At 62.5% G+C, this 21,554-nt stretch carries 15 protein-coding genes; 10 read left to right on the forward strand and 5 right to left on the reverse strand.

Translation table 11 applies throughout. The features are described 5' to 3' along the window. Positions 1 to 14: 14 nt before the first annotated feature. The 3 genes from AC1D0O_RS04300 to AC1D0O_RS04310 form a co-directional block, all read right to left on the reverse strand. Complete coding sequence (locus AC1D0O_RS04300) at positions 15 to 1,346, reverse strand: ATP-binding protein (protein ID WP_477652317.1); 1,332 nt, start codon at positions 1,344 to 1,346, stop codon at positions 15 to 17. Beyond that, positions 1,343 to 2,083: a response regulator gene (locus AC1D0O_RS04305; protein WP_477652318.1), complete on the reverse strand. Its 741-nt coding sequence runs from the start codon at positions 2,081 to 2,083 to the stop codon at positions 1,343 to 1,345. Before AC1D0O_RS04305 ends, AC1D0O_RS04300 begins: the two co-directional genes overlap by 4 nt. A 62-nt stretch (positions 2,084 to 2,145) precedes the next feature. Beyond that, positions 2,146 to 2,679, reverse strand: a complete 534-nt coding sequence (locus tag AC1D0O_RS04310; protein ID WP_477652319.1) for a thioredoxin family protein — start codon at positions 2,677 to 2,679, stop codon at positions 2,146 to 2,148. Between the two features lie 257 nt (positions 2,680 to 2,936). Here AC1D0O_RS04310 and AC1D0O_RS04315 point away from each other — a divergent pair, with 257 nt between their 5' ends. Continuing rightward, the gene (locus tag AC1D0O_RS04315; protein WP_477652320.1) at positions 2,937 to 3,500 is read left to right on the forward strand and encodes an RNA 2'-phosphotransferase; all 564 of its coding nucleotides are present in this window, start codon (positions 2,937 to 2,939) and stop codon (positions 3,498 to 3,500) included. A 20-nt stretch (positions 3,501 to 3,520) separates the two neighbouring features. Continuing rightward, positions 3,521 to 4,120: a DUF4291 domain-containing protein gene (locus AC1D0O_RS04320; RefSeq protein WP_477652321.1), complete on the forward strand. Its 600-nt coding sequence runs from the start codon at positions 3,521 to 3,523 to the stop codon at positions 4,118 to 4,120. Here AC1D0O_RS04320 and AC1D0O_RS04325 read toward each other — a convergent pair. Next, positions 4,117 to 4,833 (reverse strand): NUDIX hydrolase, encoded by a 717-nt coding sequence (locus AC1D0O_RS04325; RefSeq protein WP_477652322.1) that lies wholly within the window; start codon positions 4,831 to 4,833, stop codon positions 4,117 to 4,119. The genes AC1D0O_RS04320 and AC1D0O_RS04325 overlap by 4 nt on opposite strands. Positions 4,834 to 4,983: 150 nt before the next feature. Between AC1D0O_RS04325 and AC1D0O_RS04330 the strand changes: the two genes are divergently transcribed. The 8 genes from AC1D0O_RS04330 to AC1D0O_RS04365 all read left to right on the forward strand — a co-directional run bounded on the left by AC1D0O_RS04330 (position 4,984) and on the right by AC1D0O_RS04365 (position 20,914). Next, complete coding sequence (locus tag AC1D0O_RS04330; RefSeq protein WP_477652323.1) at positions 4,984 to 5,847, forward strand: cysteine hydrolase family protein; 864 nt, start codon at positions 4,984 to 4,986, stop codon at positions 5,845 to 5,847. A gap of 67 nt (positions 5,848 to 5,914) precedes the next feature. Beyond that, positions 5,915 to 6,406, forward strand: coding sequence for an NADAR family protein (locus AC1D0O_RS04335; RefSeq protein WP_477652324.1), 492 nt, complete (start codon positions 5,915 to 5,917; stop codon positions 6,404 to 6,406). A 69-nt stretch (positions 6,407 to 6,475) separates the two neighbouring features. Then, the gene (gene pncB / locus AC1D0O_RS04340) at positions 6,476 to 7,669 is read left to right on the forward strand and encodes a nicotinate phosphoribosyltransferase (RefSeq protein WP_477652325.1); all 1,194 of its coding nucleotides are present in this window, start codon (positions 6,476 to 6,478) and stop codon (positions 7,667 to 7,669) included. A gap of 15 nt (positions 7,670 to 7,684) precedes the next feature. Continuing rightward, a complete protein-coding gene (locus tag AC1D0O_RS04345) occupies positions 7,685 to 9,385 on the forward strand; it encodes an NAD+ synthase (protein ID WP_477652326.1) in 1,701 nt (566 codons plus the stop codon). A gap of 15 nt (positions 9,386 to 9,400) precedes the next feature. After that, positions 9,401 to 10,462: an NUDIX domain-containing protein gene (locus AC1D0O_RS04350; protein ID WP_477652327.1), complete on the forward strand. Its 1,062-nt coding sequence runs from the start codon at positions 9,401 to 9,403 to the stop codon at positions 10,460 to 10,462. An 18-nt stretch (positions 10,463 to 10,480) separates the two neighbouring features. Further along, positions 10,481 to 10,972, forward strand: coding sequence for a nucleoside 2-deoxyribosyltransferase domain-containing protein (locus AC1D0O_RS04355; protein ID WP_477652328.1), 492 nt, complete (start codon positions 10,481 to 10,483; stop codon positions 10,970 to 10,972). Between the two features lie 294 nt (positions 10,973 to 11,266). After that, positions 11,267 to 12,961 carry a ShlB/FhaC/HecB family hemolysin secretion/activation protein gene (locus tag AC1D0O_RS04360; RefSeq protein WP_477652801.1) on the forward strand — a complete coding sequence of 565 codons (1,695 nt, stop codon included), beginning with the start codon at positions 11,267 to 11,269 and terminating at the stop codon, positions 12,959 to 12,961. 42 nt (positions 12,962 to 13,003) lie between these two features. Then, positions 13,004 to 20,914 (forward strand): hemagglutinin repeat-containing protein, encoded by a 7,911-nt coding sequence (locus tag AC1D0O_RS04365; RefSeq protein WP_477652329.1) that lies wholly within the window; start codon positions 13,004 to 13,006, stop codon positions 20,912 to 20,914. A gap of 289 nt (positions 20,915 to 21,203) precedes the next feature. Here AC1D0O_RS04365 and AC1D0O_RS04370 read toward each other — a convergent pair whose 3' ends face one another. Continuing rightward, positions 21,204 to 21,551, reverse strand: a complete 348-nt coding sequence (locus AC1D0O_RS04370; protein ID WP_477652330.1) for a hypothetical protein — start codon at positions 21,549 to 21,551, stop codon at positions 21,204 to 21,206. Between the last annotated feature and the right edge of the window lie 3 nt (positions 21,552 to 21,554).

The following is a 21,554-nucleotide window of genomic DNA, read 5'->3' on the forward strand; positions in this document are numbered from 1 at the left end:
CTTTTTCGTGCGCCTTACTCTGTGGCCGAAGACGCCGGCATCACCAGCCGTGCGACTAGGCCGCCGCCGGGGCGGTTCGCCAGGCTCAGGCGCGCGCCTATGGAAGCGGCCAGCTGCTGCGCGATGGCCAGGCCCAGGCCGGTGCCGCCGGTGTCGCGGTTGCGCGAACTTTCCACACGGTAAAAAGGCTGCAGCACGGCCTCAAGTTCGGACTCGGGGATACCGGGCCCGCGGTCCAGCACGCGGATCTCGATGCCCTCATCGGCATCGACGCGCACGGCCAGCTCCACCTCGGTGCCGAACTTGAGCGCGTTGTCGCTGAGGTTGGTCAGGATGCGGCGCAGCGCCAGCGGCCGGCTCATCACCGGGTGGCCGACGCGCCCGTCCACCCGCACCGCCTTGCCGGCGTCCTCGTAGTCGCAGCGCAGCGTGTCCAGCAGGGCGTCGAGATCCACCCTGCGCGGGGCCTCGTCGGCGCCGTGCAGGCTGCGCGCATAGGTCAGCGCCTCGCGCACCAGGGCCACCATCTCATCGAGGTCGTGCTGCAGCTTGTCGCGCTGCGCCTCGTCGTCCATCAGGTCGGTGCGCAGGCGCATGCGCGTGATCGGCGTCTGCAGGTCGTGCGAAATCGCGGCCAGGATCTGCGTGCGCTCGGTCAGGTAGCCGGCAATGCGCCGCTGCATCGCATTGAAGGCGCTGGAGGCGCGCGCCACCTCGGTCGGGCCGCCCTCGGGCAGGGCCGTGCCCTTGAGGTCGGGGCCCAGCGCATCGGCCGCATGGGCCAGCCGGCGCAGCGGCTGGGTGGCGATGCGCACCGCGAAGAAGGCGCAGACGGCGAGCAGCGACAGCTGCAGCAGCATCAGCGCCGGTAGCCAGGGCGAGATCGGCGTGGCCGCGGCCCAGAGGTTGATGGTCAGCGGCGCGCCGTCGCTCAGGCGCAGGTGGATGTGCACGCGCTTGGGGTCGCCGGGGATGGCATTGACGGTGGTGCCGTAGCGCTTGTCCACCGCATTGGCGATCGATGCGCTGACGCGCGCCACGATCTCGTTGTCGCCGCCTTGCTCGGTGATGCCGCCGTCGAGCTGGTAGCGGTAATTCTTGCGGTCTATCAGCGGTAGCCAGGCCGCGCGTTCGGCCGCCGGCACCCGGTCCAGGATGGCGACGGAACTGGTGATGTCTTTTTCGAGGTTGTCCAGCATCAGGTCGCGGCCCACCATGCCTCGCTCATACATCACCAGCAGGTAGGACATGGCCTGGGCGGCGAGGATGCCCAGCAGCAGGATCAGCATCAGGCGCGCGAACAGGCTTCGCGGCCATCGCGGCCAGGCGCGCGGTTTCACTGTCATGCGGCCTCCGGCCGGCCCTGCACCGCGGCGCTGAACACATAACCCTCGCTGCGCACCGTCTTGATATAACGCGGCTCGCGCGCGCCATCCCCCAGGCGCTGGCGCAGGCGGCTGACCAGCAGATCGATGGAGCGCTCGAACAATTCGGCGTCGCGCCCCTGCGTGAGGTTCAGCAGCTGGTCGCGATTCAGCACGCGCTGCGGGTGGTCGAGGAAGACGCGCAGCAGGCGGTACTCGGCGCCGCTGAGCGGCACCAGCGTGCCGCTGGCGTCCAGCAGGTGGCGGCCCGTGGTGTCGAGCTGCCAGTCGCCGAAAGACAGCAGGTGGGATGGTTCATCGACCTGCAGGTTCGGTGGCAGCATGCGCGTACGGCGCAGCACCGAACGTATGCGCGCCAGCAGCTCGCGCGCCGCGAAAGGCTTGGCCAGGTAGTCGTCGGCGCCCATCTCCAGGCCCAGGATGCGGTCGGCCTCTTCGTTGCGCGCGGTCAGCATCAGGATGGGAATGGTTTTGTGCTTGCCGGCGCGCAGGTCGCGGCACAGCGTCAGGCCGTCCTCGCCGGGCAGCATCAGGTCGAGCACGATCAGGTCCACCGCCACGTCTTCCAGCGCGGCGCGCATGTGGCGGCCCAACTCCACCTTGGTCACGCGCAGGCCGTTTTTTTCGAGGTAGCTGCCCAGCAGCTCCCGGATTTCGCGGTCGTCGTCAACGATGAGGATGTGGTCTGGCTGCTGCATGGCTGCGTCCTGGAAAATTCGTCACCCCGGCATTTTGCGCCAGGGCCCTGGGGAGGGCGATCTCACTGCGCCAGCAGCGCCTGTATGGTCTTCTCGGTCTCCGCGTAACGTCCCTCGCCGAAATGGCTGTAGACGATCATGCCTTTTTTGTCGACAAGGTAGACGGCGGGCCAGTAGTTGTTGCTGAAGGCGCGCCAGGTGGCGTAGCTGTTGTCCTGCGCTACCGCATGCTTGACGCCCAGGCGCTCCATCGCCTCGCGCACGTTCTTCGTCGATTTTTCATACGCGAACTCGGGCGTGTGCACGCCGACCGTCACCAGGCCCTTGTCCTTGTACTTTTCATGCCAGGACTTCACGGACGGCAGGTGGTTCAGGCAGTTGATGCAGGTGTAGGTCCAGAAGTCGACCAGCACCACCTGGCCCCGCAGGTCCGCCATGCGCAGCGGCGCCGAATTGAGCCAGGTGTCGATGCCCGCGAACTCCGGCGCCGCGGTGGGCGTGCGCCCCAGTGAAAAGAAAGCCGAGGCATAGGGCGTGGCACAGGCGGCGGCTGTCGCGACGGCGGCAGTGGCCAGAAATTGGCGGCGAGCGTTCATGGTCGGGTCCTTCAGAGTGGAGTGACAGGCGGCGACAAGAAAATCGCCGGCCCATGCAGGCATTGGAAGGCCCTGAGGTATCCCTGGTGTGTCGTGTGCGGGGCGCTGCGTAAGGCCGGGTATCGCGGGGAGGGGTGGATACAGTGGAATACAAAAGTTCGTGGACTTGCCTCTTCGTTTGTTTGGTTGTACTATGCAACTCTATAGCTTGTTCAAAGCAACCTATAGATCCATCCATAACAATAAAAAGGAAAATCATGACACCACAACAACTCACCAACACCAGCAAATTCCTGAGCCTGGTCTTGCGGCATAAGCCATCGACCATAGCGCTTGAACTTGATGCCGCCGGCTGGGCCAACGTCGACGAACTGCTCGCCAAGGCCGCTTCCGCCCATCACACCCTCTCCCGCGCGCTGCTCGAAAAGGTCGTCGAAACCAGCGATAAAAAGCGCTTCGCCTTCAGCGAAGACGGGCTGCGCATCCGCGCCAACCAGGGCCATTCCGTCGATGTCGAGCTTGGCTTGCCGCCCGCGGCGCCGCCGGCCAGGCTTTATCACGGCACCGCATCGCGTTTCCTCGACGCAATACTGGCGGAGGGCCTGAGCAAACGCCAGCGCCATCACGTGCACCTGAGCGAAAGCCGCGAAACGGCCACCGCCGTGGGCGGGCGCTACGGCCAGCCCGTCCTGCTGGCCGTGGACAGCCGGCGCATGTCGGCTGAGGGTTATCTGTTCTTTCGGTCCGACAACAATGTGTGGCTGACCGACCACGTGCCGCCGGTTTACCTCAGCGTCGTCGAAGCCGGGAGCCTTGAGTGAAGCTGGCTACCGCTCCTCACATGGAACAGCGACGCTCATGGCCGGCAGAGGGACAGCATGTGTTGGCGCACCACGACGCGGAGACCATCGTCGTGTACCAGGCCTACCGGCCCAGCACGGCCGCATACGCCATCCAGCATGGACAACTGGGGGGCCCTGACTTCAGCTTCAGCCGCATGAGCTGGATCAAGCCAAACTTTTTATGGATGATGTACCGCTCAGGCTGGGGCGGCAAGGAAGGGCAGGAGGGGGTTCTGGGCCTGAGGCTGAGGCGCACCTTCTTTGACTCCCTGCTGGCGGCTGCCGTGCCGTCGACGTTCGACAGCGAGGCCTACGCCAGCCCGCAAGCCTGGCAGGCCGCCGTTGCGGCTTCGAACGTCAGGCGCCAGTGGGACCCGGACCACGCGCCATCGGGCGCGAAGCTCGCTCGCCGGGCCATTCAACTCGGCTTGCGCGGGGAGGCCCTGCGCGCCATGGCAACGGACGAACTGCTGGAGGTTATCGACATGAGCAGCTTTGTCGCATCGCAACGCTTGCAAGCCGAGGATGAGGACCCGAACCTGCGGCTGCCTGTTGAGACGGTTTACATCAGGCAAACCGCTGCTCAGGCGAGCTCTTAGCTACGCGGACTGAAAGTCCTCGGAAAATACATCACGGCGCGCCTGTCCTTCAGGCTGTAGCCCATGGCAGGCCGGGGCGATCCCACGTCGAGAAAGCCCTCCTCTTTCAGGAAATCCGCCGCCAGCGCCCGGGTGCGAAACCCGCTTTTGTCGATGGGCCGGCCCAGCACCACCTCATACATCTTCTGCAACTGCGGAAGCGTGAACGGCTCCGGCAGTAGGAAGGCCGGCAGCGAGGTGTATTCGACCTTGTTGCGCAGCCGCTCCAGCGCCGCTTGCAGGATGTCGCCGTGGTCGAAGGCCAGCCGTTTGCGGGGCGAGAGTTCGTCCACGGGATGCCACTTGGCCGGCTTGGCCTCGTCCTGCACCAGCTTCACGGCGTCGGCGGGCAGCAGCGAAAAGTAGGCGTGCGTGGCCGACCAGCCGCGCGGGTCACGCGTCTTGCCGCCCCAGCTGCCCAGCTGCTCCAGGTAGGGGCTCCTGACGCCTGTCTTGTCGAGCAGCTTGCGCCTGGCGCAGGCCTCGAGCGAGTCGTCCTTGTCCACATCCACAAAGCCGCCGGGCAGGGCCCAGGCATCGGGAAACGGCTCTTGGGGACCGGTGGGCCGCTTGACCAGCAGCACCTGTAGTTGCTCGTCCAGCACGCTGAAGATCACCACGTCGACCGTGGTCAGCGGTTTTTCAAAGTCCAGGTGTTTGGGTTTGGTCGCCATGTTTTTCCGGCTCCTGTTTGACAAACTTGAATTAAGTTGTATTATGCAACTTATAAATAGGTTGTTTAGTACAACCTATAAGGTAATCCAGCAGAATCGGCGGCAGTGCAGTTAATCAATCTCAACCGAGCCATCTCAACGGAGGACAGCATGAAGAAAAACATCCAGCTTTTGATCATCGACCCGCAAAACGACTTTTGCGACCTGCCGGCCGGCTGGCTGCCCGTCGACCCGGTGACGGGGAAAGCCACGCCGCCGGCTTTGCCCGTGGCGGGCGCCCATGCCGACATGCTGCGCCTGGCCACGCTGATCCGTGAAGGCGCGTCCGGCATCTCCGCCATCGGCGTGACACTGGACTCCCACCACAGGTTTGACATTGCTCACCCGACCTTCTGGAAGACCGGCGCCGGCGCGGCCGTCGGGCCGTTCACGCCGATCACGGCGGCGCAGGTGCGCAAGGGCGATTACCTGCCCAAAGATGCGGCCATGCTGCCCAGGGCCCTGGCCTACATCGACGAACTCGAGCGGCGCGGGCGCTACACCCTGATGGTCTGGCCGGTGCACTGCGAAATCGGCAGCTGGGGCCACAACGTTCACCCCGCCGTGAAGGCCGCCTACAACGCCTGGGAAGACAGCCGCCTGGCCATGGTGCAAAAGATCGGCAAGGGCAGCAACCCCTGGACGGAACACTACAGCGCCATGCAGGCCGAGGTGCCGGATGAAGAAGACCCGGCGACGCAGCTCAACACGGCCCTGATCGCGTCGCTGGACCAGGCGGACCTGCTCATCATCGCCGGCGAGGCCAGCAGCCACTGCGTGAAAGCGACCACCGAGCACATCGTGGAAAACCTGCCCTCCGGCAAGACCGGCAAGGTGCTGCTGCTGACCGACTGCATGAGCCCGGTCGGCGGTTTTGAAGCCCAGCACCAGGCCTTCCTGGACGACATGGCCGGCCGGGGCGTGGTGCTGTCGACCAGCGCGGCCGTGCTAAGTACCTTGCAGGCCAACGGCTAACAGCGTTCCCCCCCGGATAAAGCCATCCCATGCAAGATGACTTATTACCCATTCAAGAAAGACAACGATGCGAACTATTGCCGGCATGACTCTTTTCTGGCGAACGAGCGAGGTGTTCAGCAACTGGAACCGGGGCGACTTCGCCGTTGGTGGCCGGACTTTCAACTGCAGTGAGCAGTACATGATGTTTGCGAAGGCAATGCTATTCGGGGACCTCTCGACCGCCGAGCTCATCATGGCTGAACCCAACCCCCGTAAGCAGAAGGCGCTCGGCCGGCAGGTCGTGGGTTACGTCGACGCTGTCTGGCAAGTTCAGGCGGAAGACCTGATGTTTCCGGGCCTGCTTGCGAAATTCTCACAGGACGAAGGCCGCAAGGCTGCTCTTCTGGCTACCGCCGACACCCTCTTGGTCGAGGCATGCCCTGATGATGTCGTATGGGGCATCGGCCTGGAAGAGTCCGACCCTCGTTGCCTGGACCCCGAGCAGTGGCTGGGTCAAAACAAGCTGGGTCGCGTGCTCACCCGAGTCCGGGATGCTCTCAAGGCCATGCCAGCGTGAGCAGCGCGGAAATCCTGAAAGCCCTCCAAGCCAACGCCTGAACGGCATCCCTTTCCAACACAAACCACTATGCAACCCATCATCCAAAGCCTGCTAGACACCGACCTCTACAAGTTCACCATGTGGCAGACCATGCTGCACAGGCATCCGCAGACCGAAGCCGAATACACATTTGTCTGCCGCAACCAGCCGGGCTACCCTTTGAGCGAGTTGCTGGCGGAGGTCAATGCGCAGCTCGACCATCTCTGCACCCTGCGCTTCCAGCCTGAGGAACTGGCCTACCTGCGCGGCCTTCGTTTCATCAAGAGCGACTTTGTGGACTTCCTGCGCATCTTTGAATTCCAGCGCGAATTCATCAAGGCGACGGCCGACGGCCCCACGCTGGTGATCAAGGCCGTGGGCCCGCAGGTGCACACCATGGCCTTCGAGATCTTTGTGCTGGCCATCGTCAACGAGCTGTACTTCCGCCGCTCCGACCAGGCCGCCGCTTTGGCGGAAGGGCGTAAGCGCCTGCAGGACAAGATAGGCATGCTGCGCGCTTTCGAGAAAGAACCCGCGCTGCGCAACCCCTTCGAGTTTTTTGACTTCGGCGTGCGGCGCCGCTTCTCGCGCGACTGGCAGACCGAGGTGGTCACCACCCTCAAGCGTGAAATACCGCAGTACTTCAAAGGCACTTCCAACGTGCTGCTGGCCAAGGAACTCAGCCTGGTGCCCATAGGCACCATGGCGCATGAATACCTGCAAACTTACCAGGCGCTGGGCATGACCTTGCGGGACTTCCAGCGTGCCGCGCTCGAGGACTGGGTGCAGGAGTACCGCGGCGACCTCGGTGTGGCGCTGACCGATGTGGTCGGCATGGACGCCTTCCTGGCGGACTTCGACCTCTACTTCGCCAAACTGTTCGACGGCCTGCGCCATGATTCGGGCGACCCGTTTGTGTGGGGTGAGAAGGCTCTCGCCCATTACGCCAAGCTGCGCGTCGACCCGCAGAACAAGCGCCTGGTGTTCTCGGACGGGCTGGACGTGCCGACCGCGCTCAAGCTTTACCGTGCCTTTGCCGCGCGCACCCAGACCGGCTTCGGCATAGGCACCAACCTGACCAACGACGTCGGGCTGGTGCCGCTGAACATCGTGATGAAGCTCACCGGCGCCAATGCCAGGCCCGTGGCCAAGCTGTCTGACAGCCCGGGCAAGACGCTGTGCAACGACCAGACCTTCCTGGCCTATTTGCGCCAGGTCTTCCGTTTCCCCGCTTCAACTTAAGGGCTTGAGGACCGCATGCTCAAAATCACCGCCGCCCAACTGAACTTCACCATAGGCGATCTCACCGGCAACGTCGCCAAAATGGTCACGGCCGCCAGCAAGGCCTGGACCGACCAGTCCGACATCGTTGTCTTCTCCGAGATGTCGCTCACCGCCTATTACCCCGGCGACATGCTCGAAGAAGAGGGTTTTATGGAGCGCGTCGATGCGGCTCTGCAAGACCTGCTGCTGGCCTCCCGCCAGATCCCGAATCTCTACTGGGTCATAGGCCTGCCCGCGCGCCGCGAAGCGCCGGGCAAGAAGCTGCGCAACTCGCTGTGCGTGATCAAGGGCGGCGAGGTGCTGCTCGAGTATGCCAAGCAGTTGCTGCCCACCTACAACATCTTCGACGAGCGCCGGCATTTCGAACCCGGCCAGGACGTCGCGAAAGTTCTGCGCATACGCGACGCCAAGGTGGGCGTGCTGATCTGTGAGGACGGCTGGAATGACGAAGGCCTGGACTACGCGATCAACCCCTTTGACCGCATGCGCGACGCCGCGCCCGACCTGGTGATTTCCATCAATGCCAGCCCGTCCAACATCGGCAAGCGCGAGCAGCGCCACCAGATCTTCGGCGCCGCCAGCAAACGCAACCAGCTGCCCATCCTCTACGTCAACCAGGTGGGCGGGCACGACCAGCTTGTCTACGACGGCGCGTCCTTCGCGGTGGAACCGCAGGCGGGCGTGGTGTTTGAGGCTGAACGTTTCACCGAAGACGTGACGACCCTGCGCTTCGAGAACGGCCGCTTTCTGACGCTGGCCGGGGATGAGCCCGTCGCGGTCCCAGCCGAGGGCTTGCCGACCATGGAGTTCTACCGGCGCCAGATCGTGCTCGGCCTGCAGGACTATGCGCGCCGCTGTGGCTTCAGCCGCGCGGTGATCGGCTCGTCGGGCGGCATTGATTCGGCCTTGACGCTGGCGCTCGCCGCCGAAGCCCTGGGCCCATCCAATGTGACGGCCATCACCATGCCGTCGCGCTTCTCGTCGGCCGGCTCGGTCGATGATTCCGAGATCCTGTGCCGGAACCTGGGGGTGGCACTGCTTCACCATCCGATCGCCGGCATCGTGAATGAGTTTTCAGGCGGCTTTGAGACCGCCTTCGGCCAGCCGCTGCAAGGCATCGCGCTGGAGAACCTGCAGGCGCGTGCGCGCGGCACCATCCTGATGGAATACTCGAACAGCTTCGGGCACCTGCTGCTGACCACCGGCAACAAGTCCGAGATCTCGGTGGGCTATTGCACGCTGTACGGCGACACCAACGGCGGCCTGGGCCTGGTCGGCGACCTCTACAAAACCGAGGTGTTCGCCCTGTCGAGCTACCTCAACGACGCCGCAGGCAGGGAAATCATTCCGCAGGCCATCATCGACAAAGCACCTTCGGCGGAACTGGCGCCCGACCAGAAGGACGTGGACAGCCTGCCGCCTTACCCGGTGCTCGACGAAGTGCTCAAGCTTTTGATCGAAGGCCGGCGCCTGGCCGGCTGGGAGTACGAGAAAGCTTCCGCCTTTGTCGCGCAGCTGCGCCTGCAGCCCGAGGGCCTCGCGATGACAGAACGCATCAAGGGCATGATCGCCCGCAACGAATACAAGCGCCGGCAGGCGCCGCCCATCATCCGTTTGCGCGCGCGGGCCTTTGGCTCCGGCCGCCAGATGCCGATTGCCGCCAAATTTAACTAGCTTCATCAGGCTCCCATGACATCAACTTCCAGACAACACGAGGTCTCGGTCTATATCGGCCGCTTCCAGATCTTTCACAACGGACAGCTTGCGCTGCTGCGGCGAGCCCTCGAAGCGGCGCCGCTATGCATCGTGGTGCTGGGGTCGGCTTACCAGGCACGCACGCCCAAGAATCCCTTCACCTGGCAGGAGCGGGCGGAAATGATCCGCCTGGCCTTGCCCGAGGCGGACCGGGACAGGGTTCGTTTTCTGCCTGTGCGTGACTACTATGACCAGGATCGCTGGGTGTCGGCGGTCAAGCACGGCGTGGCGGAACTGGCCGGCGAAAAGGCCGGTGCCTCCCCTGTGCTCGTCGGGCATTTCAAGGATGCGACCAGCGAGTACTTGAAGAATTTCCCCGGCTGGACGCTCGATGCCGTCGAATCGCAAGGCAGGATAGATGCCAGCGCCTTGCGCGACGCCTACTTCGGCAACGCAGGCGCCGCGCTGGAGCCGGCGCTTGCCGCCCTGGTGAGCCAGGCGCCGGCCAGCACCGTTGCATTCCTTCGCACCTGGGCGGCCTTGCCTTACTTCCATGAACTCGCGCAGGAGTGGGAGAGCCTTAGACAGGAAAAGGCGAAGTGGGCCGGCTCGCCCTATGCACCGGTTTTTGTGACGGTGGATGCGGTCGTCAAATGCAGCGGCCGTGTGCTGCTGATCCAGCGCGGACGCTCCCCGGGAAAGGGCTTGTATGCGGTGCCGGGCGGATTCATCGAGCAACGCGAAACGGTGTACCAGTCAGCACTGCGTGAGCTCGAAGAAGAAACCCAGCTGCGTTTGCTGGGCGGCGACATGAAAAACGCCCTCAAAGCCGTCCACGTGTTTGACCACCCGGACCGCAGCCTGCGCGGGCGCGTGATCACGCATGCACACTTTTTTGACCTCGGTTCGCGCAGCCTGCCTGAAGTGCAGGCGGCGGATGATGCGGCGGCGGTCGAGTGGGTTGCTATCGAGAAACTGGCCGCCATGGAGGACCGCTTCCACGACGACCATTTCCACATGCTGGATTTTTTCTTCTCATTGACGGATCGCATTTGAGCGGTGCCGCGCACGCTTATGCAGCTTGTCCAGCCACCCACCCCTCTTTCCACCCTGTCCCTTGACAAGGCGGTGTTCCTGGCCGGCTCCATCGACCTGGGGAAAAGCGTTGACTGGCAAGCGGAACTGGCCTTGTCTCTTGCAGATTGCCCAGGAATCTTGCTCAACCCTCGCCGAGAGCAGTGGGATTCAAGCTGGCTGGCGGAAGCCAGCTTTCCACCGTTTCGTGAGCAGGTCGAATGGGAGCTGGCCGCCATGGAAGCGGCAGGCATGATCGCGTTTTACTTTGCCCCGCAATCGCAAGCCCCCGTCACCTTGCTGGAGCTCGGCCTCGCGGCCCGGGAACGCAAGGCCGTGGTCTGCTGCCCGCCTGGTTACTGGCGCAAGGGAAACGTCGATATCGTGTGTGGGCACTACAACATTCCCATGGTTGCGGCGCTTGAAGATCTTGGCCGGGAAATCCGGGCTTATCTGTCTTCGGTTCACGTGTCGGCCAAGCTTTCAGTTTGATTCACGGCCAATATCCATAGCGCTCTAAGGATCAGAGATTCCTGGGCTAACTTTTCAGACAAAAACCAACAGCCATTGCCCGCAAAAAGACGAAGTTACAGCTTTCATCGCGCGTAAAAATTACAATTAGTTGCACCGGCTCGGCAAGCGGTCGGGCAAATAAAAGCAACGAAATCAGGGAGAGCGTGATTGGCCAAGCCACACGATGACTTGGGTGTATCACTCGGGGAGGTGCCAGCGCGCACCAAAAAATTTATCAAACCATACGGCGGCGCACGAAAAATCTGCGTCGGCATGGCCGTGGCCGTGCTGGCCGGCCAAGTTTGGGCTCAGCCCGCGCCGCTCACCAGCGCCGAACAGGAGCAGCGCCGCGCCCAAGACCGGGAAACACAGATCCGCGAACAGCAGGAGCGTGGCCGGGATGTCTGGTTGCCAGCTCCGGCCAGCGTTGCGACCGAACGCCTGCCAGAGGGCGGGTCTCCTTGCTTTCGAATCACCCACATCCAGTTACAAAGCCCTGTCGCAAAAGACCTGGCTCGCTTTACCTGGCTGACCCAGGCACTCGCCGGAAGCACGGGGGATGACGAGCCCGTCGGCAAATGCCTGGGTGCAAAAGCCATGGACGTGGTGCTCAAACGCGCCAATGACGCCGTGATTGCCAAAGGGTTTGTGACCAGCCGGGTGCTGATAGCGCCACAAGACCTGAACTCGGGCACGCTGGCGCTGACTGTTCTGCCCGGCCGCATCCATGCCATTCGTTTTGCGGAGCCGGTTGATCCGCGCGCGACGGCCTGGAACGCCGTTCCGGCCAAACCTGGCGATATCCTGAACGTGCGCGACCTCGAACAGGCGCTCGAAAACTTCCAGCGCGTCCCCACAGCCCAAGCCGATTTCAAGATCGCACCTGCCTCAGGCGATAACGCAGAGCCAGACCAGAACGATGTGGTTATCAACTACAAGCAGGGCTTTCCGTTCCGCTTGTCCCTGTCGGCCGACGACAGCGGCACCAAAGGCACGGGCAAATACCAAGGCGGCGTGACCCTCAGCTACGACAACTGGTGGACGCTCAATGACTTGTTCTATGCCACCTTCAACCATGACATGGGCGGCGGAGAAGCCGGTGAGCGCGGTACACGCGCCGGGGTGCTGCACTATTCGCTGCCCTGGGGGTACTGGACGCTGGGCATCACCGCCAGCAAGAGCCGCTACTTCCAGACGGTCGCGGGCCTGAACGGCGACATCGTCTACAGAGGCACCAGCGACAACGCCGAAGTCAAGCTGTCGCGCCTGGTCTACCGTGATGCCAGCCGCAAAACCACCATCAGTTTCAAGGGCTGGCAGCGTAAATCCAACAACTTCATTGACGATACCGAAATCGTCAACCAACGCCGCGTGGTCGGTGGCTGGGAGTCTGGTGTGGGCCACAAGGAATTCATCGGCAATGCCACGCTGGAAGGCAACCTCGCTTACAAACGCGGCACCGGCGCTTTTGGTTCCCAGCCGGCGCCGGAGGAGGCCTTCGGCGATGGGACTTCCCGCTTTGCACTGGTCACCGCCGATGCCAACCTGAGCTGGCCGTTCAAGATCGCCGATCAAAAGCTGCGTTACACCGGCAGCTGGCGCTGGCAGCAGAACCGCACGCCCTTGACGCCGCAAGACCGCTTTGCCATTGGCGGGCGCTACACCGTGCGCGGCTTTGACGGCGAAAGCAGCCTCTCGGCCGAACGTGGCTGGTTGATCCGCAACGAGGTCAGCGCGGCGCTAGGCGATTCGGGCCAGGAAATCTACCTTGGCCTGGACCATGGTGAAGTCAGCGGCCCCAGCAGCGAATTCCTGGTGGGCAAGCGGCTCACCGGCATGGTCATTGGGCTGCGCGGCAGCGTCAAGAGCCTGCAGTACGAGCTGTTTGCCGGCGCACCTGTGCGCAAACCCGAGTTTTATCGCACCGCCAGCACCACGGTCGGCTTCAACCTGAACTACAGCTTCTAACCGGCACCACTGGTTCCCCTGTTTCCCTTCTCGAGCAACGACATGAACAAGAATCCCAACCGCATTGTCTTTAATGCAAAGCGCGGCCAGTTGACAGCGGCGCTGTCTGCCTGCGCTGTCGCGGCCAGCGTGCTTTTCACGGTGGCACAGGCTCAGATCGTTGCCAACCCGAGCGCCCCGGGCAGTCAGCGTCCCACCCTGCAGGCCGCACCCAACGGCGTGCCCTTGGTGAACATCACAGCGCCCTCCGCCGCCGGTGTCAGCCGCAACAACTACACCCAGTTTGATGTCAACCCACAGGGTGCCATCCTCAACAACAGCCGCACCAATGTGCAAACCCAATTGGGCGGTTGGGTGCCGGCCAATGCCGCGCTGGCCGGCGGCAGCGCCCGCGTGATTCTTAACGAGGTCAACTCCGTCAATCCGAGCCAGCTGCGCGGGTATGTCGAAGTCGCAGGCCAGCGCGCCGACGTCGTCATTTCCAACCCGGCCGGTATCACCGTCAATGGCGGTGGCTTCATCAACGCGGACAGGGTGACCCTGACCACAGGCGTGCCGGTGATCAACGGCGCCAATGGCGGCAGCCTGGACAGCTTCCGCGTGCAGCGTGGCACCGTTGTAGTCGAAGGCCTGGGCCTGGACACCCGCACGGCCAGCTACACCGACATCCTGGCGCGCGCCGTTCAGGTCAACGCCGGCATCTGGGCCCAGCAGCTCAACGTCACCACCGGCGCAAACGAGGTCAATGCGGCCAACCCCAACGTCGCGACGCCGATTGCCGGCACCGACGCGGCGCCTGCCTTTATGCTGGACATCGCCGCGCTGGGCGGCATGTATGCCGGAAAAATCTACCTGGTCGGCACCGAAGCCGGGCTGGGCACGCGCAATGCCGGTGCCGTGAGAGCCACCGCGGGTGACTTCGTGATGCAGTCCAACGGCTGGCTGACCAACCAGGGCGTTCTGCAAGCGGCAGGCAATGCGCAGATCACAACGACAGGGGCGGTCACCAACAACGCAACGGTTTATGCCAACGGCAACACCGTCATCAACGCCCAAGGTGGTATCAGCAACACGGGAATCCTTGCCGCGCAAGGCGACACGACTTTGCAGGCCACCGGTGCAGGCGCGCAAATCACATCGACCGCCGGGTCCGTACTGGCCTCAGGCCTGAACCCCGATGGGAGCCTCAGCGCCACGGGTGACCTGAATGTGGCGGCTCAAGGTGCGGTGGTCCTGAAGGGGCAGAACGTGGCAGGCGGCAACGCCAGCATCTCGGCCAGCCAGGTTGATCTGACAGATGGCCAAGTCCAGTCGCAAAACCTCAGCCTTACCGCCACCGCAGGCAACATCGACGCCAGCCGCGCCACGGTGTCCGCGACCGGCACGCTGACGGCTACCACCGCGCAAACGCTGCGCACCGACAGCGCCCGGGTATCCGCCGGCCAGCTCAACATCACGGCGCAGGACGTCTCCAACATCGGCGGCCAGATCGTCCAGACCGGCACCGGCAGTGGCAGCATCAACGCCAGCGGCTCCCTCAACAACACTGACGGCAAGATCACCAGCAACGGCAGCGTCACCCTTAGCGCCCCCGTGCTCACCAACACCCGAGGCCAGATCACGGCCGTGCAGAACGCCAACGTCACAGCCGCCACCCAGCTGAACAACACCGACGGCCAGATCGCCGCCGGCCAGCACCTGGCGGTGGCAGGCGGAAGCATCAGCAACCTCGGTACCGGTCGCCTCGAAGGCAACACCGCCAGCGTGAACGCCTCGCAAAATCTCGTCAATAGCAGCAGGATCATCGCCACCGGCCAGTTGGACGTCAGCGCTACCGGTACCCTGGACAACACGGGCCAGATCGCCGGTGCGCAAACCACTGTGCAGGCCGCCACGCTCAATAACCAGGCCGGCGGCCGCATCGAAGGCAATGCGCTGACGGTGACGGCAAACACCGTCAACAACAACGGCGGCGGGATGGTGGGCGACACCGTGACGGTCAACGCCACGACCCTGAACAACCAGGGCGCCAGCGCCTTGATCGCCGGCACCAGCAAGGTCAACCTGTACGTCAGCAACACGCTGAACAACACCGGCGGCGCCAGCGTCTACAGCCTGGGTGATATGGAGATTGCCGCCAACAGCAGCAAAGACGCCGACGGCACCTTGCTCAACCGCACGACGCTGGTCAACAACAACACATCTTTGCTGCAGGCCGATGGCGACATGCAGATCGCCGCCGAAACATTGGTCAACACCCGCGCCGCGCCGCAAGTCACCACGACCACCAGCAGCAGCACGAAGACCCTGGTCAAGCGCAACGGCTACTGGATGTGCGAATACGGCAACTACATCGACAACTTTGCCGGCTTCTGCGCGGCCGGTTATGCCGACCTCAGCTGGTACGACCCGGCCATCCATATCAACCCCCAGGCCGAGAAGCCCGGCATGTTCATAGGCGGGTGGATGGTGGAGACCGAGCGCACCACCACCACTACCGTGACTGACACACAGCTTCAAGGTGTGTTGCAGCCTGAGCCCAAGGTGCTAGTCGGCAACAACCTCATCCTGCGCAACGTCGGCAACCTGCGCAATGAATACGGCAGCATCATGGCCGGCGGCAATGTGACGATAGGCAATGCGGATCCGCTGGGCAGCTACCAGACCGCCAGCGTCACCAATACCGGCGCGGTGCTCAATCGCGACACTTTGGTCGACGAGTACTCCGTCTTTCGCTGGAATCGCAACTTTGGAGCGTCCACCACCCAAAGCCTGGCGCCCCAGGCCAGCACCGCCGTGATAGGGCGGGTCGGCGGCACGATGAGCGCGGGAGGCACCTTCGCGATCTATGCAGGCTCGGTGGTCAACACCAATGCCTTGCCGGGCCAATCCAATGCGAGCGGCGCGGCCACACCCGGGCCGGCGGGAACAGCATTTATCTTGCCATCCCTGGCTTCGCTGTCCGCCGCGGCAGGCGTTGTCCCTGGCCTTCCGGGCACCTTGACGATTCCGCCACCGCGCAACCTCAGCCTGACCTACCTGATTGAAAGCGACCCGCGCTTCACCAGCTACCGGCAGTGGCTGTCGAGCGACTACATGCTCAGCGCCCTGAGCTACGACCCGGCTACCCTCCAGAAACGGCTGGGTGACGGTTTCTTTGAACAAAAGCTGATCCGCGACCAGGTCGGCCAGCTTACGGGCCGCCGCTTCCTGGATGGCTATGCCAGCGAGGAAGCGCAGTACCAGGCCTTGATGGCCAGCGCTGTCACCGTGGCGCAGCAGTGGAGCCTGCGACCCGGCATTGCGTTGACGGCCGAGCAGGTGGCCAACCTGACCAGCGACATGGTCTGGCTGGTCGAGCAGGATGTCACGTTTACCGACGGCCGGACCACCAAGGCATTGGTGCCTGTGGTCTACCTGAGCCGGGTGCACACGGCCGACCTGCATCCCACCGGCGCCCTCATTTCCGGCAAGAGCGTCAGCATCACCGCCAAGGGTGACCTGACCAACCGCGGCGCCCTGCAGGCCCAGGACAGCATCCTGCTGGCGGCCAACAAAATCACCAATGAGCTGGGGCTGATCGACGCCAGCCGCGGCAGCACCACCGTCATTTCCGACACCGACATCATCAACCGCTCCGGCATGATCAGCGGCAATAGTGTGCGGCTCGATGCCGCCCGTGACATCCAGATCGATGCCGTCACACGCCAGTTCAGTGCCAGTCGCCAGACCGTGGCCGGCAACGTCAGCGGCAGCAACACCGAAGTCGGGCCGCAAGGTAGTGTCGTCTCAAGAGGTGACCTGCTGATCAATGCCGGTCGCGACATCACGCTGGCCGGCGCGCTGGTTTCCGCGCAAGGCAATGCCAGCCTGAGCGCAGGCGCAAACTTGGTGGTGGACACCCTTCAGACCCAGCAGAGCACGCAAGATGTGAGCAACATGGGCGTGCGCCGCACGCAGGGCACCGCCAACCTGGGCAGCACTTTGCAAACTGGCGGCAGCCTGGCCTTGTCGTCCGGTGCGGACACCACCCTCAGGGCGGCCCAGATTGGCGTGGGCCAGGACCTGAGCGTCATCAGCGGCGGCAACCTCAACATCGTCGCTGCCACCGACACCACCCAGCTCGACGAAAACATGCGCGCCAAGGGTTATGTGCGCAACGACCACACCGCGCAGGAGCGCGTGGTCGGCAGCAAGCTGCTGGCCGGCGGCAACGTCACGCTCGCTGCCCTGCAGACCGCCCCAGATGGAAGCAAGGGCAACATCACCGTGCAAGGCTCGAGCGTCAATGCCGTCACCGGCCAGCTCAACGTGGTGGCCGCCAACAACGTTAACATCGTGGAAGCGCGCGAGAAGGGCGAGTTCGATCTCTTCAACCAGACCAAAAGCAGCGGCTTTCTCAGCAGCAAGAGCCAGACGGGGCACGACACGGGTAGCTCCAACGTGGCAATTGGCAGCAGCCTCAGCGGCAACGCCGTCAGCATCACAGCGGGCAACGATCTGACGGCGCGTGGTAGCTCAGTGACGAGCAACGGCCAGACCACTTTGGCGGCCGCCAACAACGTCACCATAGAGGCCGCCGCGAGCAGCGTAAGTCAAAGCACCTTCCGCGAAGAAACGAAAAGTGGCTTTTCCGGCAGTTTGATGGGCGGTATCAGCTACGGCAAGGGCGCGCAAGACCAAAGCCAGGCGCAACAACAGGTCATCCAGGTGGGCAGCACCGTCAGCGGCGCGAATGTCACCGTTGCCGCTGGCCGCGACGCCACCGTGTCTGCCAGCGCCGTGCTGGCAGACCGGGACGTGACGATCAGTGCCGGCCGCAACATCAACGTGCTGGCCGCCACCAATACCGAGAACAGTCAGAGCGATGCCCACAGCAGCTCCACGAGTTTCGGCATCACGCCCGGCCTGAGCGGACGATTCACCGCCTTCGGTAAGACGAGCGCCCTGCAAGACGCCGACGGTAACCGCAACACCTCGGCCACAAGCCTGATCAGCGCCAACAGCGGCAACCTGACGCTCACCGCCGGTACCAATGCCCAATACAACAACACTGGCCAGGGCAACATCACCAGTCAGGGTGCAGACCTGCTGGCCAAAGACGCGGTCAAGCTCACCGCCAACCAGGTAGATCTGCACGCCGCCACGGGTAATACCAGCAGTCAGTTTCATGCTGAAAGCAAAAGCGTGACTCTGGGCGCCCAGCTAGCTGGTGTGGTGGGCAGCCAGATCACCCGCATTGGGGACTTGGCCAACCAATCCACTCAAGGTGACAACAGCCGTCTGCAAGGCGCGGCCGCGCTGAAGGCCGGCTACGACGCCTACAAGCTGCTCCCCGAGGTCAACCCGGAAAAGATCAATGCGATCAATGCTGCTAACGACAAAAGCGCCATCGCCAACGGCGGCAGCGCCGGACAGGGCGACCCCAGTCAATCTGCCATCGGCGTCAGTGTGACCTTGGGCACGAGCAAAAGCAGCCAGGACAGTCGCCAGAGCAGCACCGAGCAACGCGGCACCAACATCCAGGCCACGAGCATTGAGATCAAGTCCCTGGAAGGCGATATCAGCATGACCGGTGCGAAGCTCCAGGCCAAGGACATCGTGCTGGACGCTGCCAAAAACCTCAACCTGCTTGCTGCGCAAAACACCACGCAGCTGCAAAGCCACAACAGCGCCAGCTCAGCCGGCGTGGGCGTTACCTTCGGACTTGGCGAGCAAAACGGTATCAGCTTCCAGATCGGCGCCAACAATGCCAAAGGCCGGAGCAACGGCAGCGAGACCACTTATGACAACACCCAAGTTACGGCCGCCAACAACCTGACCCTCAAGAGCGGCAACGACTCCAACCTGATCGGCGCTCAGGTTGCAGGCAAGACCGTCACCGCTGACGTGGGCGGCCAGCTCAACATCCAGAGCCTGCAAGATAGCAGCAACTACGAAAGCAAACAAACCACCGGTGGCTTCGGGCTGAGCCTGTGCATCCCGCCGTTCTGCTACGGCACGGCCGTGACAGGCAACGTCAGCGCTAGCAAGCAGCAGATCGACCACAACTATCAAAGCACGACGGGGCAAAGCGGCATCGCCGCCGGCACAGGAGGCTTTGACATCAAGGTGGCAGGCGCAACCGATTTAAAAGGCGCCGCCATCACCAGCGAAGCCGACAAGAGCAAGAACACCCTGACCACCTCGGCGCTGACCTACAGCGACCTGAACAATCAGCAAAACACCAGCGCCAGCAGCTCCAGCGTTAGTGTGGGTTATGGCGGCGGCACCATGGTCAGTACGCTGGCCAGCAACCTGACGAACAACCTGCTGGGCAATGCCCTGGGCGGCAGCGGCTTGCCAGAAAACGGTAGCCAAAGCAGCGAGACCCAGAGCGTGATAAGCCCGGCAACCGTCACCATCACCGGCACGGGCGACGCCGCCAAAGACAGCAGCAGCGCAGGCAACGTGGCCACCCTGACGGGGCGCGATAGCGGCGGCGCCAACGGCAGTCTGAAAAACACGCTGACGCTGCAGCAGGCGCAGGAGCTACAGGCCCAGCAACGCAAGGCACAAGAAAACGCTATCGCCGCCCAGTACATTGGCAGCGTCCTTAATAACGTCATTGGCGATCTGGGAGTGAAGTATGGCTGGAAGGACGGCAGCAATGAGAAAACCGTCCTGCACGGCTTGGCCGGGCTGATCCAGGCCAAGGTGGCCGGTACCAGCGCCTTGTCGGGGGCGGCGGTCGGGGCGCTCAACGAGAAACTGTTGCCCGAATTGGAAAACTATCTGGTGGCACAAGGCTATCCCAAAGGCAGTGCGGAGTTCAATGCGCTGATTACCGCGGGGTCGACATTGGTGGGAGCTGCCATCGGGACGGGAGCAGGTGCCAGCATTGCCTACTCAGCGACCGTGAATAACTATCTCAAACACCCTGAGATGGAAGAAAAGCGCACCAAACTTGCTGGCTGCGCGACACAAGTCTGCCGAGACAAAATTGAAGCTCAGTACCAAGCCTTGTCGGATAAAAACGATACTGAACGCGTCAATGTATGCATGAATGGGACCAAAGCGCAGTGCGACGCCAAGCTGAAGGAAAGTGAGACCGACTGGGTGGGTCTTCAAGCTGATCTTACCAATCTTCAGAAAAAATCGGCAGGCGCTACGACCGCGACAGAGAAAGCAGCGCTCGACGCGCAGATCAAAGACGCCCAGCGTAATCTGAACGATTGGAACTCCCTGCGCACGGACGAACTATTCGTCAAGCAGCAACAGTTTGGTTTGACAGCCGATGAGCAGACGGAGCTGCTCCGGCGAGTGGCTGCGACCACGGGCATGGCTGTGGCCGGTATCGGAAGCGCCCTGTCGGGGGGTGGAAAGTTGGTGGGTGCAGGAAAATCAGCTGTTAACGGGTCAGATGTCGCGCCCGGAAAGTTGCAGGCCGAGATAGATGCACTGCTGCGAATTGGGGGGAACCCCAATGGGCCTGATGTGACCAACAAGCCAGCAGGGGAAGTGCTGAATGCTGCTGCCAACAAAGCAGCGGCGTTAAAAGTCAATAATGTCACCGCGCCGGTGGACTTTGATCACGTGATTGGAGCGGATTACAACAAAAATGGATTGCCTACGGGCGGACACAGCTTGCTGAATGGCGATGTGAGGATCAAGCCAGGGACGGAAACCGCGCCGGATGTGGCAGGTGTTTACAAAGCCGAGCCGCAGATGCCGGATCCCAAAAATCTCGGGCAATGGATCGATAAGTCATTGGGCTCAAATGGCCATACGATGTTTCCAAAAAATTGGACTGCGGATAGGATCAAGGTTGAAATAGATGGTGCTTGGGCAAATAGGAAAATTGATCCAACAAACTCCAATATTTGGCTGGGTACTACGGCTTCTGGAGTCAAGGTACAAGGCTACATTCAGCCAAATACGACCGTTTACCCCGTGTATCAAGGTCCAAAATAATGAGTAAGACGCGCCTTTCTTATAGATATCTCCCATTTCCTGGAGATGAGGATTTCTTGCTACCGCGTGCTTTCATTCGAGGCACTGCTGAATCGAGCGATCCCTACGTTAAATATCTGTGTGCTTGGTTAAATTTTGATGTGGACACCATCCAGGGATGTTCCAGCATACTTGCGCAAATCGAGCAGTTGGAACGCGGCGAGAGGGAACTAGCTTATGGTGGCGGAAATGCGTGGTTCGTCACTATCTATCGAGATCATGTGGACTTTGAACTACAAGCTGCGAACGATCACCCAGACTGGCCAGTTTGGAAATGTAGTCTTGCAGAAGTCAAGACAGCCTTAATCGCCTGGAAGATGTTTCTGGAAATGCCAAAGCGGCTTGATAGCGTGATGGAGATTGAACTGCCAACCTCACGCTGACAGCCGGCACAGACGCCCAATACAAGAACACCGGCCAAGGCAATCTCACGACGCAAGGCGCCGACCTGCTGGCCGGCGACACCATCAAGCTGAGTGCCAACAAGGTCGACCTGCAGGCCGCAGCCAACAGCAGCAGCAGCCAGTTCCACGCCGAGAGCAAAAGCCTGGCCATAGGCAGCCAGCTCACAGGGGTGATCGGCAGCAAGATCACGCAAATC

Source organism: Polaromonas sp. P1_F2 (assembly GCF_056405735.1).